At 48.7% G+C, this 15,290-nt stretch carries 15 protein-coding genes and 1 pseudogene; 8 read left to right on the plus strand and 8 right to left on the minus strand.

Going from position 1 to position 15,290, the window contains the following annotated elements; translation table 11 throughout:
* Positions 1–364 precede the first annotated feature (364 nt).
* Both ACYVHK_RS10775 and ACYVHK_RS10780 read left to right on the plus strand, forming a co-directional pair.
* Positions 365–667 (plus strand): helix-turn-helix transcriptional regulator, encoded by a 303-nt coding sequence (locus ACYVHK_RS10775; protein ID WP_460534047.1) that lies wholly within the window; start codon positions 365–367, stop codon positions 665–667.
* A 323-nt stretch (positions 668–990) separates the two neighbouring features.
* Positions 991–1,212: a hypothetical protein gene (locus ACYVHK_RS10780; RefSeq protein WP_460531181.1), complete on the plus strand. Its 222-nt coding sequence runs from the start codon at positions 991–993 to the stop codon at positions 1,210–1,212.
* A gap of 124 nt (positions 1,213–1,336) precedes the next feature.
* Here ACYVHK_RS10780 and ACYVHK_RS10785 read toward each other — a convergent pair whose 3' ends face one another.
* The 3 genes from ACYVHK_RS10785 to ACYVHK_RS10795 form a co-directional block, all read right to left on the minus strand.
* A complete protein-coding gene (locus ACYVHK_RS10785; RefSeq protein ID WP_460531183.1) occupies positions 1,337–2,689 on the minus strand; it encodes a HipA domain-containing protein in 1,353 nt (450 codons plus the stop codon).
* A complete protein-coding gene (locus ACYVHK_RS10790) occupies positions 2,686–3,150 on the minus strand; it encodes a helix-turn-helix domain-containing protein (protein ID WP_460531186.1) in 465 nt (154 codons plus the stop codon). Before ACYVHK_RS10790 ends, ACYVHK_RS10785 begins: the two co-directional genes overlap by 4 nt.
* 714 nt (positions 3,151–3,864) lie before the next feature.
* Positions 3,865–4,251, minus strand: coding sequence for a helix-turn-helix domain-containing protein (locus ACYVHK_RS10795; RefSeq protein ID WP_460531189.1), 387 nt, complete (start codon positions 4,249–4,251; stop codon positions 3,865–3,867).
* Positions 4,252–4,578: 327 nt separating this feature from the next.
* On the opposite strand from ACYVHK_RS10795, the gene ACYVHK_RS10800 reads away from it, so the two are divergent.
* From ACYVHK_RS10800 to ACYVHK_RS10815, 4 genes and pseudogenes are all read left to right on the plus strand, one after another.
* A complete protein-coding gene (locus tag ACYVHK_RS10800) occupies positions 4,579–5,199 on the plus strand; it encodes a hypothetical protein (RefSeq protein ID WP_460531192.1) in 621 nt (206 codons plus the stop codon).
* A 140-nt stretch (positions 5,200–5,339) separates the two neighbouring features.
* Positions 5,340–5,804, plus strand: coding sequence for a hypothetical protein (locus ACYVHK_RS10805; RefSeq protein WP_460531195.1), 465 nt, complete (start codon positions 5,340–5,342; stop codon positions 5,802–5,804).
* 110 nt (positions 5,805–5,914) lie between these two features.
* On the plus strand, positions 5,915–6,538 hold the full coding sequence (locus ACYVHK_RS10810; RefSeq protein WP_460531198.1) for an HAD family hydrolase: 624 nt from the start codon (positions 5,915–5,917) through the stop codon (positions 6,536–6,538).
* A gap of 38 nt (positions 6,539–6,576) precedes the next feature.
* A pseudogene (locus ACYVHK_RS10815) lies at positions 6,577–6,780 on the plus strand (helix-turn-helix transcriptional regulator); the annotation flags it as partial.
* A 52-nt stretch (positions 6,781–6,832) separates the two neighbouring features.
* Here the strand turns inward: ACYVHK_RS10815 and ACYVHK_RS10820 are convergent.
* Positions 6,833–6,973 (minus strand): hypothetical protein, encoded by a 141-nt coding sequence (locus tag ACYVHK_RS10820; RefSeq protein WP_460534070.1) that lies wholly within the window; start codon positions 6,971–6,973, stop codon positions 6,833–6,835.
* Between the two features lie 350 nt (positions 6,974–7,323).
* On the opposite strand from ACYVHK_RS10820, the gene ACYVHK_RS10825 reads away from it, so the two are divergent.
* Positions 7,324–7,650, plus strand: coding sequence for a hypothetical protein (locus tag ACYVHK_RS10825; RefSeq protein WP_460531201.1), 327 nt, complete (start codon positions 7,324–7,326; stop codon positions 7,648–7,650).
* 753 nt (positions 7,651–8,403) lie between these two features.
* Positions 8,404–8,775: an H-NS histone family protein gene (locus tag ACYVHK_RS10830; protein WP_460531204.1), complete on the plus strand. Its 372-nt coding sequence runs from the start codon at positions 8,404–8,406 to the stop codon at positions 8,773–8,775.
* A 169-nt stretch (positions 8,776–8,944) separates the two neighbouring features.
* Here the strand turns inward: ACYVHK_RS10830 and ACYVHK_RS10835 are convergent, their stop codons facing one another.
* From ACYVHK_RS10835 to ACYVHK_RS10850, 4 genes are all read right to left on the minus strand, one after another.
* Positions 8,945–10,417 carry a tyrosine-type recombinase/integrase gene (locus tag ACYVHK_RS10835; protein ID WP_460531207.1) on the minus strand — a complete coding sequence of 491 codons (1,473 nt, stop codon included), beginning with the start codon at positions 10,415–10,417 and terminating at the stop codon, positions 8,945–8,947.
* Positions 10,410–10,922, minus strand: a complete 513-nt coding sequence (locus ACYVHK_RS10840; RefSeq protein ID WP_460531210.1) for a hypothetical protein — start codon at positions 10,920–10,922, stop codon at positions 10,410–10,412. Before ACYVHK_RS10840 ends, ACYVHK_RS10835 begins: the two co-directional genes overlap by 8 nt.
* Positions 10,915–12,981 (minus strand): hypothetical protein, encoded by a 2,067-nt coding sequence (locus tag ACYVHK_RS10845; RefSeq protein WP_460531213.1) that lies wholly within the window; start codon positions 12,979–12,981, stop codon positions 10,915–10,917. Before ACYVHK_RS10845 ends, ACYVHK_RS10840 begins: the two co-directional genes overlap by 8 nt.
* 177 nt (positions 12,982–13,158) lie before the next feature.
* Positions 13,159–15,270: a hypothetical protein gene (locus tag ACYVHK_RS10850; protein ID WP_460531216.1), complete on the minus strand. Its 2,112-nt coding sequence runs from the start codon at positions 15,268–15,270 to the stop codon at positions 13,159–13,161.
* Between the last annotated feature and the right edge of the window lie 20 nt (positions 15,271–15,290).

Here is a 15,290-nt window from a genome sequence, read left to right on the forward strand (position 1 = left end):
CGGGCGGGAGCCGATTGAATTGGCCGCAGGTTACTCACATGAAGTGACACTTAAGGGTTAGCAGCAAGCCGTCTCTAGGTTGATAACCGGCGACCAATGAGAATGATCGTTCGCCATAAACACAATATACGCTGTACTCGGCGATCACACGGTTGCAGTGCTTTCAGTGCGCGGCCCGATCCACCCCTGAAAGGCCTTATAAAAATGCACGTGCTTGCTACTGACTCAGGTGATGTGATCGCGATACAGGACCTGCAAGTTCTAACGGGTAACCGATCAGATTGCTGCCGCAGATGATATGGATTACATTAAGGCATGTAAATACGCACATATCATCATGTCGAAGCGGAGTCTAACTGCAGATATGATCGCTCCTAAGGTACTCAATCGCCTTGACGCCTGGGGTAAGGCGGTTACTAAGCGCCGACGTCAGATGCGCTTATCCCAAGCCGAACTTGCTGCGCGCGTCGGCGTGACGCATCAGACGATCGGTCGACTAGAGCTTGGAGACCCGACTGTAAGGATTGCGACTTACCTAGTGACGTTCCAGGTGTTGGATTTGCTCGGGGTTCTAGTACCGATCCCAGATGACAGCTTGATAGATCTTGAGGGTGGGCCCCAGCGCGTCCGTTCCAAACTAGGTGAGTTTGACGACGAGTACTTCTAAAAATTTCCCGATTACGGCGTGACCATGCATACTGCCGAAGCGTATTTAACATAAATATCTGCAGGGGCCCGTTTCCAGCAAATTGGTAACGGTTGCACATGGCCACACGACCGCTAGTGCAAGTCTCCGAAGCCCATCGGCATGACTTCGAAGGCTATCTTCAGGAGCGGCTGAGCAATCGCTGGCGTAAATAGGGAGACCCACCTGGGGACTTGAGGTATTTGACGCACCCGCCTCAGGGTACGAGACCCAAACCGTCGCTGACGTCACCAACAATCTGAGCCTCTATCGCGGCCATAAATCTCCCTGGTAGAGAAAGAGCGATGGCAAAAGTCCGTCTTGTTTTCCGCTTACAGGCTGCAATGCGCGATCAAATTGTGCGGGATGGGGCCTTGCGCTCGACGCTGATCACACAGAAGCGCCTTTCGCAGACAGCGGCACGTATGAAAGTAATGCTGGGCCTGGAGACGTTCGAGGACCAGTGCCTTTTTGACCCAAGCATCGCACGGAAAGCCAAAATTCACTATCGCAAGGCCGAGTGGTAGGCGAGTGCCAAGCATTCTCGCTCTATCATATGATGAGCCGCTCTCAACTCATTGAGGGTTAGCCTTGGATGAGGCTGCAAGTGCGGTTAGGGCACCAAGTTGCGCAAGTAGCGACAAACACTCTTTACTCAAGTGTGGGCTTGCTGTTCAAAAGCTGGTCGACCATCCGCTTGACTACGAGGTTTACAAGCCGCTTTAGCAGCTTCAGCTCCTCGCGGTTCACTTTTGGGCCTTCCTGATTTTCGACAGATGTGAGCACTATATTTCCAACCCTGACAACCATATCCAAATGTATCTCAAGGCGCCTGGCTGCATATCGCGCAGGGATACCCATTTCGTCGGCGAGTAGCATGAAGTCCTCAAAGGTCACATCTCTAAAGTACTTCGCCTTCCCTATAGGGAAAACCAACTCCTCCTTCTCTCTCCAGTCCCTTGCGTTGATGTCATTGGCGCCAGGCTTTGTGATCTGATACACCCCGGTAGAGATTAGGTCATACCACGGGGTCAACTCGTACCCGCCTTTAGCGGGGAAGAAGGAAATGTTCTTAAGGTGATTGTCCCCATTGCCAACAAGGGCATTGAAAACCAGCCAATCGAAGAGACGATTCCTCGTTTCGGACTTCTTAGGGCACAGCGAAATTAGCTTCTTGAGCGTCTCTATGGTAGCCTGCTTGTATTTGTATTCTCGGTCGATGCCTAACATCTGGCAGCCATCGACGACATGCCGACGAAGACAAGGCTCACGGTCCGAAAAATCAGGTGGTCTATAGTCCCGATCAAATCGAGTTACCAACAAGTAAGGGCTAGGGTCTGGCCTAAATTCGACCATGGCAACTCCTTGCAGAGCCCCAAGTCCCATCAACATCACCGCCCATTCGTTGATGGCAGAATTTTCGTAAAAGTCGCCCTTAATGTTGGGTTTGAGGATGTGTGTCGAGGGCCAACTACCAATTGGGTCATATAGGCGGCCCTCGATCATCGTGGCGGCAAACTTAAACTGCGCCCCCGGTATCGACATTCGTTTAGGCGCTGCATCATCCTCAGGCATCGATGGGAGTGCAGCTATGCGCCTCGCGAGCATTTCATCGGTGAGCGGTCGGACGTCGGGCGCCTCAATTTGTTCGCCAGGCTTGAGTAGAGTAAGTGCACCGATCGACTCTTTACCATAGGCGGCTAGCAGCCCAAAAGTATTAGCGTCCGCTACATCTACCTTATTCGCCCAGTAGGTGCGAGCCTCACCTTCCGGCAAAAGATTGTCGAAAAAGAACTGGACTGGCCGTTCGTTTACACCATCCCGGTGTTCAATCACCGATCGGGGGATCGTCGGCGCTAAGTCGTAGTGTCCGCTTGCGGACCATTGTTCCGTGTACCGGAAAGCCCACAGGTTGTTCTGCTCGATCAGATATCCAATTAATCCCTCGTCGCCGGAAACCTCCAGTACCCTGGCGGGCACTCCATGATCAACTTCAGCAGTCATCGCCTATCCTTTGCTGGCCGAGTTGCTACAGGTGGCGGAGCCTCCTTCTTTGCTGCTCTTGGTTTCTTGGCCTCTGCAGCCTTAGCACTCATCGAATCTGCATTCTGCATCGCCTTCAGCTGGGCGGAAGAGGGTTTGGGCCGTCCGGAGATCATTGCCAGGAGCAGCCCTGAATTCCCAAGCGCTGACTTTCTTGCTCTGGAACGGACGTTGCTCTTACCCTCGCTCAGTTCGGATGGGGACTCCAGGTAGAGTCTGATTCCTAGCTGGTCCATGGCCTTTAGTAGAGTATGGATGGGCTGGGCGAGCTTACCCGCTTCTATCCGTACCAAGGTACTTGGGGCTATGTCGAGATCGAGGGCAAGGTCCTCTTGAGTGATACCCTGAGCGTCACGGGTCAGACGGATCATCCTCCCGATGGCCTCAGCGGTAGTGATCTGCTCCATTGACTCCCTTTCCATGCTCGCTAGCCCGACCAACAATATTGCACTAATGCAATATTTATTGAATTCCCAGCAATCAACTAGATGAAGATTGCAAAAATGCCACTTTGTTAAGCAAAGTATCGTTCATGTGGTACAAGATTGCAATATTGCAATATTGCGAACGCTGTTGGTTCGATGTATCTAAATTCTCACCTAAATTGGTGCGCCTGATCTCCGGATGTGTGGGTTCCTGCCAGTGCACGTTGCGAAGGAAGTACATCAAGCAACGAAGAGCGGGACCACTGCGCTCCTGCTTGGTAGCGACACCTACGTCCGGGTGAGCTGGCACAATGAGTAGAGGAGCTCTAGAGTGCCTCAATGCCTAAGCCACCACACCATCTCCACTCAGACAAACCCACTACACCGACGGGCCACACTCAAATTGTGTTAAGTGTGGCTGATTCCACGCTCGCCGAAAATTCAAGTCAACTTGAACTTGGCCGGTGCAACAACGTTGGTGATTGGTCCGAGTTCTTTGAAATGCTGAAGAGGACCGAGGTGCCTCAAGACTTCCTGATCGACAAGGAGGATGGAATAGATGAGACGCGAGAGCTCTTCTAAAAGTCAGAACATCATGGGCCATGTAGTGGCCCCCGAGAAGCCCGTATTGAAGCGATGGAAGCAAGCCCTGCTTGGCCTTGGTCAGTAGCAATGATCGATCAATAGCCGACTTTTGTGGTGTTAGTCACTTCAATCGTCAACATCGCTAGCCGCCCGCACGAACTCTCGAACAATGCGAAGTGCCGCTGCTCGTTGCTTGCCATCTAGCTTGCTGAACAGAGCCAGAACTTCCAAGGCCTCCGCCCCCTCTACGCGTCGGGCGTCATCCAAGAGCTCGCCCAAGCTACAACCAAGCACATCACAGATCTGGCTGATGCGGTAGATGGTGGAAGGAATCCGTCCGCTCTCAATGCGGCTGATCGTCTGCTTACTTAGGCCAACCCGCTCGCCCAGCCATTCTTGGCTATATCCCGGCCCCAACGCTGTGCGTCGAGCAGCGATGGCCCGACCTACTTTAAGCGCGAGTGCGTGCGATCGATCCTTGGTCGGATCATCTGATTCCGTCTTGCGTGTCACGCTTTACGTGCCCGTTGTAGTCGCCAGACGTAACTTTTGCCGGTATACCGCATTCACACGAGGTCGCAATACGACTATCATGTAGTCGCATTACGTACCCTTGCATTCCCAATGCGGCTTAATCGGTGTGACATCAGCACGTTGCAGCCCTAAGTCGTGCTCAAGAGAAGGCCTAAGAACAGTGAGCTGTACTTAGGTAAATGCGTCGGTATGTAGCCCAAGAAGGTCAAAGGGAGTGAATCCCGATCGAGCAAAGACATTCGTACTACTCAACCACTGGCGAGTAGTGAATGCCTCATCACGAACCACGGCTAAAGAGATCAGAACATGGCGCTACAACGGGTCTACCTTGATGAAACTGCGGATGGTGTCCGCGTGATGGAACTATCACCTGCCGCTGGTTTGCCCAACTTCCTGGTACCCAGCCGGTGGCCGGCGATGGTGCAAATTGTCATTTATGGCCTGGTACTCGGATCCGTAGCGGGTGTCGTTGGCCTGATGCTAGGGTTTGATGGCGGCGCAGCATTTGTCGTCGGCGCCTTCATCGGGGCCTTCTACGCCTCTGTGGACCAGAACAAGCGCCTTGCCAAGCGCGATGCAGCAGCCAGAGCTTGCCTGGCACTGAAGGGCTTCCAGGCGGATTACGCATTGTTTGGCGTCTTGGTAGATAGCAGAATCAGAAAGATAGCTTTCTTCAACCTGCAAGATGATTACGTTGATCTATATGACCTGTCTGATGTAACGGGTTGCCAGATTCGTTGGAAGAATGAAACTACCGTTACGAGAACCCCGATCAATAACAATGCAAGAGTGAGCAAACATGAAACGGGGCACGCACTGATATTTCATGTCCGCAATCCAGAAACCCCCCGTTATGGCGCCGTCTTACCAAACCGAGCTGTAGGCGAAACGTGGGTGGCAAGGATGCAAGCCTTAGTCGAGGGATGACGCCCCGTCGAAATTCCAAGCTCCTTTTTCTGCTTGTAATCGGGCGTTGGAAAACACAGTCGCACTGACACAGTCCGATATTAAGAACAGGGTTGCTGAAGCAACCAACAAAGAATGTTTTAGGAAGTTGAAAGAAGCCGATGTTTGTAACTGAAGTATGCAGTATTGCAACGCCATTCGAGCCAGGAGTCGGTACTGGCTGGAACTGGGTTAATTTTGATTCAGACTTTCCTATCTACCTTGTGACGCTAACATGGTTGGTGGATGCAGAGCATCAATATACTCAGCGAATGTACAACCACTATTCACAAATACGTCGCTTGATAGAGGGAGAATCGGAGGGGGAATATAAAGTAGATAAGATTGAACTGCTTTCGCCGCCAAACCTGAACTTAACTCAAGACTGGAGCATCAGCCCCTTAAAGGCCATTTATGCCTATGATTTTTACAGCACTACATCAGAATTAATCTATGAACTAGATAACGGCACACGTTATTCAACATCGAATCTGCCGTCGGATAGCGACATTACAGACTATCTGCAGCTTTTGACGAAACAACCCAGTTATGCGATTTGGCAGGTACCAGAAGAATTTATGGTGTAGGTTTCAGTACATCTACTCATGCTCATGCTCATGCTCATGCTCATGCTCATGCTCATGCTCATGCCGAAGCATCATGGCCGTCCGAAATCACGAACGGGCATAAAATAATCTTGCCAATTAAAGCCGTAATCTTTGACGTATTTGGTACCGTAGCCAAAATCTCAGAACAAAGATCCCCCTACCTGGGCTTGATGCGATGGATGAGAGCCCAGGGGCGTCGCCCGAAACCTGATGATGCGCTCCAGTTACTTACGCACGCAGTTGGCATCGCTGGAGCCGCCCAATTATTCGGGATGCGCCCGCCGACCGAACTACTTGCGGAGTGGGAACAGTCGCTCTGGGAAGAACTAACTTCGATCCAACTCTATCAAGATGCGCTCCCTGTCATCCAGCAACTGAAACATATGGGATTGATCGTCGGACTTTGCTCAAACCTCGCGGCACCCTATGCCATTCCGATACGAGCATTGTTGCCCGCGCTGGATTTGTACGGTTGGTCGTTTGAGATTGGCGCAGCAAAGCCTGAGCCCAAGGTCTATCAATGGCTGCTGGAGCGCCTCCAACTCGCTGCTTCTGAAGTGCTCTTTGTTGGCGACACTCTAGAAGCTGACGTCACTGGCCCGAGTAAAGCGGGCCTTCATGCGATACAAATTGCGCGATCAATCGAACAACAGTGCTCTACGCAGCAAATAGATTCGCTGACGGCGTTGCTGCCATTGCTGAAATCTCAGTAAGGCCAGATTTCTGACCCTAGAACAGGAAAAGCTACACAATGGCCAACAATCTGACTCTACCGGCAATCGCCAGGTCGGTTGGTGACTATGAGCGCGAAGTCGGCGAACAAATTCGGCGATTGCGATTTCAGGTGGGGCTAGACCAAGTTCAGCTAGCAGAACTTGCAGCGGTAAGCAGAGGTGCTGTGAAGGGCTTGGAGGCAGGTAGAGGCTCCACCTTGTCGACCTTAATCAAGGTGCTACGTGCACTTAAGCAGGAAGACTGGCTCTTTCGCTTGAGCCCACAGGCAACGATCAGTCCAATGCAAATTTGGCGCGATCAACGGCTACTAAATGCTCGTAAGAAGGTCTATAGGGCGCGCGGCTCCAAGCGAAAAGATGAAACTTAGAGCGGCTTTTCTTAAATTCAATTGCGTAGAGCTGCTGCTTGTTCATGGCACCTCCTGGTGGGCCTCGGTTTGAGGCACGTAAGGTAACTAGAGAATGCGGGGCAATTCGGGAAATCCGCAGGAGGAGAGGCTCGCGTAGCCTGGCTCGAGGAGTACCACGACTGCACGACCCCGTTTTGCCGGAAGACGCAATACAACACCAGGCAGTAGAAAAGCCGAGCCTCTCGCGTTTACCTGTCGTCTCCTCCACGCAGATCAAGCTAATTATTGGAAAAATTCGGGGCATTATCACGTGAAGTAACTAGAAGATGAATAAGACCAACAAGGCGACTTTCGGCGACTGCATATTTATTCAACGCTAAAGTATTTTAGATAACGAGAGAAGAGAACGCCGATATGGACTACGCAAACATCGATATGACGCCCTTGCGCGACTTTGATAGCTTCGATGTAGACAGCGATGGCAAACGGCCACATGTCTATCTGCAGGAACTACCGCAACCTTTTCGGGCGGAGTTCGACGCCTGGTTGTACATGGCCACTAGGCCGAGTGTGCAAGCCACTTCCGGCAAAGGGGGCCTCAGCGCTTATCGACATGACTTCGAGAGCTATCGGCAGGAGCGGCTGAGCAATCAATGGCGTAAGTGGGGCTGCCCGCCGTGGGAATTACAACACTTCACTGCCCCCTTGTTGAGTAAGGGAGCGTCGCAAGGATCACGCTAATTGTACGGCTTGGCTCCGAAACGCAGATTTGGTACTTTTGAGAAAGATCGGAAGTTCGGCCATTCCCCATCAGAGTGCAGAACGCGGCCAGACGACTGTCGTAGCTTCTTCACATTCAAGAACAGAAGCGGGTCGCAGCGAAACCAGCCATGCAGGACACGGCGCTATTTAAAGAGTTGGTCTTCTCCGTTGAGCGTTGCTGATGATCAAGGTATTTGAGTTCTGGTTGTTATCTAGAGCGAAACGACCAACCTCCTGCTTAATTGGATTAAGGTCAGGCTAAATATCCACAGGAACATCCGCGGATGCAAGTAACTAAAAGAAGTCTTACCAGCTGTCTCAGCAGGTCGAACCGCTTGATCCTCTGTGCGGAGCACGTCACTCCCGACGTCATAACCTACTCCAACTTCAATATGCGACTTACCTGACAAAGACAGCACCGTAGAGCCCTCGCATTTCGGCGATTCAGCAATTCTAGACTGATTATTGATGGATTCACTTAGGCGAATAAGGAGTGGATTTTATGCCCAAACAAGGCGCGCTACACCGCCTCTTTCGGCCGCATCAAGCCTAACCTGCGTATTGGAGGGGACCACTCGGAAGTCAGTCAGCGACTTAGTATGCCCCAAGGATTACATCCTGGAGTTCCCATGGGCGAGGGAGTGGGTGTTCGGTCACACATGGAGAGCTACTCGTAGGCACGCAACCGATCTCTTGCTACAAACAAATGTCCAAAATTTCCGAGAGAACGTAATGACAATCGACCTGGCTCAACTTTCTCTTCCGCAACTCTACGATCTGTCAAAAAAGGTTGTATCCGAAATACCCAAGCGTCAATCTTCCGAAAAGTACCAGGCCCTTGAAGCTCTGAAGCGCCTGGTAGCAGAGCGAGGATTTGATCTCAAAGATCTACTCGGTGCCGACGCAACCCTAAAGGGGTCCAGAGCGGGTCAGCCAGTAGCCGGAAAATATCGCTCTAAGGATGGCAGCGCAACATGGTCCGGTCGTGGCCGCAAGCCACTTTGGATTGCTGCACACCTGGAACAAGGTGGTGACATCAACGATTTAGCCACTCCGTGCATGCATCCAGACATCTATAACCGTCAGGGTGTAGTTTTTGAGTAAGAGCAATCTCTCTTCAAAACAAACGAATGTACAGCAAGCTGCATAAACACGGTCACCAGCACCTAATTTTTAATTTAGGTTGACTTTCACCTATATAGCATTCTCGATGTTATCGATCGACGCATAATAAATAACTTCGATCTCGAATAATATCCGACTGACTAAATTTCTAGCCCCTTGATTCATTCAGCGCAGATTGAATTTCTAGCTGCAATCTTCTCAAAACCTCCAATGTTTCCATGGCATGATCGCCACTTTTTTTGTCCGCTAGCACATTCAAACTCTCCGTTAAAGAAATAACTTGAGTAACTGCGCTCCGAATAGAAGCATCAATTGCAACCGCACTGCTTACCTGACCTAAGGCCCCCAATTCATCCCAAGCCAAGTCCAGATAATTCAACAAACTCAATTCGGATCCGTGTCCGGTAGTAGCAGCAACCCTTTTCAAAATAGATCGATAATCACCATCGGACATCAACTCTTTAACTTTATTATTCTCACCTAGATATATTCCAAGATGAATAGCCACCTGCTTAGTAATATACCTATGCCTAAACATAGACATGCAACTTTGGTATTCCGAAAAACCCGCAAGTTTTGAAATTCGGCAGAATTCAGAAACCATCGACCTCTCTGACATCGGCGATCCAGAAATGCTTAAAAAAACGAAATCTTTGGAATCTAAATTTTTTGTTCTTTTTTTTATTTCACCCAGAAGATCTGCCCGATTTTTATTTATGAAAACGGTTAGGCGCATAGCAACACCAGATTGCAGCTTAATCACGCGCTTTACATCTCTACGTCGTTTCAAGGTTGTAAGAACTAATTCCTGATTTTTGTAGCAATCCTCATTATCTGAAACGCTCAATCTAGACAGCTCTCCAGGTCTAGCCCCAGTCGCCTCAAGCAACTCAAGCAATAACTCCCGTCGCTCTTTTAAATATCTCAGCAACAGTCTAGAATTATCAACGCCTTTTGACCAACCAGGCATCACCAAATTTGTGCCGGCAAGTTTTCCAACGGCCTGCCAGAGTAAATTTCTCCTCTCATTGCTTATAGGATGCTTTGGCTCTTTTGTATCCCTGGGTGGCAATCGAGGATACACCAATGAAATGTTGTATTTATTATTTCTAGCATTTAAAACCCTACGTTCTACGAGCTTGATCCTATAACTCGAACCAACACCTATCAAATTAACACCAGGAAGCATTTCAATCTGAAGCCACAATAGGAACTCAACAGCAGCAGCGACAATGTTACGGACAGTATTATTGTCACGCACTCTAATCATGGGCTCCGCAGGCCTTACCTCCTCCATGAGATTAACCACAAATTGGTAGATATGACCATCATCTAATTCCCAAAAATCTCTCTTAGCATCCCAGCAATAACGAATAAGATGAGTCAATTTCGAGACGATAGCCCTCAAACTACCACCATCTTCTCTAACAGTTGCACCACTGCGAAATCGAGAAATCAAATATATCTCAACTAGACTACACGGAGTACCATCTGGCCAGCTAACCGCGAAAGTGGCAAGTACCAACTCTCGACGGACCGAATAGACATTCCCAATCGAATTGTAAAGAGCATCATGACTAATATCTACATTGTTCATTAAATGGAAAAGTTTCTTAGTCATTTGTCTTGGTGTCCACCGTAGATACAACTGACAGTCGCTTGAAAGAGAAGCCTTCGACGTGTCGATTTACAAAGTGGGCCAAGTCCGGATCATCTGTCGCCAAAACTCTCACTCTGCCAAGCAACGCCTCATAAGCAACTTGCAGTCGTATGCGGTAACGACGCTCCATCTCGAGAGCGCTCTCCACGATTCTGAGTTGGGATCTCCATTCGGCAATACGGCTCCTAGTATTAGATTTCCGAAAAACCTTGCCCTGCCCCACAACTAGATACGCCTTTCTCATTTCATCGAGCTTACGCCAACCGCCATCTTCTACCGCCTCATCTGCTTTGGACTTCAGTGTATTGAGCGCAATCGGAACAATTCCTTTCTCTGGCCAATTTAGCTTGGCGAAAGCCCCTTGCGATTTACAAGCTTTCAGCAGTACGGTTGAAACCGCTTCCTGTCCAAGCAACCCCTTCTTCAAAATTAAAAAGCGAGCATAAACATTATCTCGATTATTCATGATTTTTTTCCATATCTGTTAACGATGTCACTCTAAAAGCGATTTCCGTAACAACGCCTCCATCGTGACTTTTAATTGAATAAGGAATGATTTGAAATTCCTTAACTTCAAATTGCAACTCGAGCCACTCCTTGAGCAAAACTTCATCGATCCAAGACACGTCACGGACAGAGAAATGGTCGCAAACCGCTTGGTAAAGTTCAGCAACATGATTTACCCCCTGCGTGGTTCCACTCTGCTCGTAGTCCCTCAATACCTGCGCAGCATAGTCCGCCTCCAGACCTGGTAGTTCCTCTCCAGGGAAATTGGCCTGGATGTATGCATAAACCTGCGATGCGTCCGCATGGCCTGCCATCCATCTAGCCGCATCGAGACTAGCGAATCGAAATGTCCAAAAAAAAGTGATCAAAAAACTTTTCCGCATCTCATGAATACGGAGATACCAACGACGTCCCGCATGGTCCGGCGGTAAAGCCACATAGTCACAGAAGGCATCGAGTAGTGCATTAAACTGGCCAGGGGATATAACCTCTGCAATCTTGGCTTCGTACCGTCCAAAACTTGGAAATGTCATTAGGCTATTTAGCAGCCATGGATCTGTAACTTTAGTAATTCTCTTTAGCCCATCCGTCAGGCGTCTGAGTAATTGAATGGCCTTCGCGGCAACGGTAGGTATAGGACGTGCGTCAATTGGGCGAATATCACCGATATTCCTCTTTCGTAAATCCTGAGAGAGCCAGTAGCCATCTCCACTCACAAAAGTAAGGCAATCAGTTTTCAGTGCTCGAAGCTCAGACTCACGCATCGGCTTTACCATTGCGATCACTATTGATATAGCGCCAATAAGAACCATGAGAGCATCATTGTACGACGGCGCCTTTTGTAGCTTCACAACTCCCTTTTTTCCATCCAAGTGAATATAGGGCCCCCAACCAGTGAGGTCGAGTGGTATCAAGGAATCGGGAATGGAAAGCAATGAGACGTATTGCTCGCGGGCTTTGGAGAGCGCTCTGTGTGCAGCGATGTAATCAGATGCGGTCGGATTTTCCATATTCGGAATTGGAGCCGACACAAGAAGACCCCGGCCGTATAAATTCTCATAGGTTGTAAGGAAGAGTGATACTAGGTCATCTCCATAAACATGGACCCACCGGAGCGCCTCGGTTGTATAATTTATAGCAATCGGAAGTGGGATCCAGGGGGTATGGTTTGATACGCTGCTAACTTCAACAATTACCTTACGAAGGTATGCTGGTCTAAATTGAACCGGGTCGGGACACACGTCTGGAAGATGTCTATGTAAAGAAGCAATAATTCGAATATCTTCAAAATACTTGGACAGCGTTTTTTCCGAAACACCAGCAACACTGGCATCAGCCATAGACATGGCTTTTTGAGATGGATATTCCCGCCGACCGCGGGCTTCAATTTTGTTGAATATCTGTTCAAATGGCACATGAAACAGCGAAAACTGCCCGAGGAAGGCGCCCCAGCGTGGCCCTCCGCGTAGAGTATTGGCATCCACACCAATCATTTTCGCTAGAAAGCCACGCTTGACAAACACATTGCCATCACTGGATCTTTTCACCCTAACAAGGGCACCTTGCTCTTCCAACCATTTCGCAACCTCAACGCAGTCCTCCCTATTAAGGCATAGTGGGTTTTCTAACTCTTCGATCGAAGGTGCTCGTCCGAGTGCCATTGGGAAGATCGCCCCCAAAATTCGTTCCGGATACCTAAGCGCGAATACTGTGCCTCCATTGCCAAGACCCGAGAAGAAATCTACAAAATTCTGCAATGTTAACTTCGTTAGTATGTACTGCCTGGGATTGAGTACTTCCCCATTTAGAAAAGCCCAACGAACAAGGAGATTTAAACTCCATAGAAAATTTTTAAATGTTGTTAGGGTTTTGGGCCCTCCCGGCAGCTCTCTAGCAAGAAATGCCAATCGCTGTATTCCATACAACAATTGCCTATTATCTGAATCAATAATATTTGTTCCGCCATAAAGCATGGCAGCCCAATTATGCTCATAGTAATTAATGAGTTTACCATCCACAATTCTTGTCTCCTCCCCCTTGCTTATCCGCCAAACTGGATCATGGAGTGGGGACAATAGCCAAGGCGAAGTAAAATTTCCCTCATATATAACGGTGGCTGATCGAACCTCATCGATCAGCGCCAGAGCTTGGCACCGCTCTAAAGTTGAAAATGACATGGGAAATTTTTGCATAAGTCAAACTATAAATAATTGTCGCCAGGTAATTCGGTTTGATAGCTCAGCTGATACCCGGAGTGCTTCCTCGTGGCAAGCTACGTATTCTGGGTTTTTATCTTTTGGTAACTGGGACTGCAAGAGATCAGTCAGCGTTATGAATTGCCTAGGAGATAGTCCCGTCAATAAGTCTGGCTTATCGAGAACAGCATCCGACAAACCAAGATGCAGCACTGTTGCTTGATAAGAATACAGCGCAGAAAGCGTGCTCCTGCTTATGGCAACATGAAGTAATGCATTGTCGCAATCCACTTTTTTAATTTCACTAGACTCAACATTTACCTGTATATCGAACCGCTGATGAAGCATTTCTGCCAAGGGAGAATCTGTGGGTGCGTGCAGCTGGAGAATATCTTTTAAGAAAGCATGAAGATCCATCAAGCTTGAAAAGTCTGTAACTTCCAATAAGAACTGCTCATTGGCCGCAGCCACTGAAATCCATAGATTCTGGAATCGCCTAATCATGCGCGTGTTCCAAGCATCGAGAATCGGCTTGGGAATGTAGTGCTGTAGAACTACCTTTTCTGAGTTACCTAACTTTCTGGCTACGGATTTTAAGCTCTTTGTTCGAAACCACTCTAGGACGCCTTCGGTGTTACGAATCTTTGCAAAGCTGATTGTGCCAATATCTAAGCCGCCAGAAACCAGTTCTGGATTAATCGAGCCGATCCAAACATGGCAAAGATCACTCCTTGCCGCTACCGAACCACTCAAGAAAGCGGCGGCGCCTGACGGTAAGGGAGCTGCGACTTTTGTTTTTCCGTACGGCAAGAACAACAGTGAGGATTTAGGGTCCCCATTATCTCGGAGTGTTTGCCGAAGCTCTTCCCCTTCTCGGACTAGAGTATTTATGATCTCGAAGGCCAATGGAGTCAGCGCTTCCGCTTTCATCTCTTTCGCTCTAGGCTTCTCTACTTCATATACATGCCCCTTGTCGGAGAGATCGAGATAAAGCTTTCCCCTACGATTTTCAACCCTCGCCAACATTATTGATGACGGTGTCCAAGATGGATGTAACATTATTAAAAGTGCACTTACTATACTTACATCGAAATGACTAATTCTTCCCTGCCACCACCACAATACATTTCTTTCAGACCAGCCTTGGCGACCGTATGGAGCACCTGGTGCGTCATGATTAATAGCCCAAGTAGAAATTGAGGGGATATTGGATAAACGAGGTAGGCACTCAAAATTCCGTTTGAATTTTCGTAAATCATCGTCCGACGGCGGACAGCCATCATATTCATTTTGAATTACTGACAAGTAGTTCGCCAAGCCTCTGATACTAATTGCAGGGTTAGCTGGATGATTTTTAGGTCCACCTAAGGGATAATTTTCGACTAGTGGCTTTAGGTCACACCAGACTACAGACTCACGTAGCATTCGCCCAAACTCGAAATTGGCTTTTATCTGTCGCCAATAACCTACCAGTGTTTCGAATAGGAGATGTCTGCGAGCAGCAAGCGTGTCACGAATTTCATCAAGGTACTCAGCATCCGTTCGCGCCAATGAAACAGAACATAATAGCTTTTCAATTTTTTCAGTTGCTTTTACTTTGGTAGATGACTTTTGACCAATCAACATTTCTTGGTAAGAAGAAATATCTAAGCATTCTAAAGCCTCCCTTACAGGTGGCATATATACTGAAACCGGAATTACTCCCGCCTCTACTAAATTATTCAAGAATCCTCTTATTGCCAGCCAGACGCAAGAGATACGAGTTTTTAACGTGGCAGTTGAACCAGGCCGGGTAATTATGAAATAGTGAATGCTTCGGATCAGTTCTTGCCAACCAAACTCACTGACGGGTAAAGAAGTTACGTGTAGCGCACTCATGGCTTCGCCCAGCGTACTTAAATGACGGAGGTTAGACCTGGCCGTTGATGTGCGCTTGAGGCGAATGCCCTCAATGATTGGGTTGAGAAATCTCTCTAAGTCCTCACCAAGAACGAGCAATCCCGAAATAGTGGTAGTGAACCCCGTACCAAGCTCGTCATGACCAGACACAAGCAGCTGGCCATGAAATTGTCGAACGCTTAACCCCATGAGTCTCTCGCCAAAGGTTGTCACGCATGTCTTGTCATAACACC

Source organism: Chitinimonas naiadis (genome assembly GCF_054780835.1).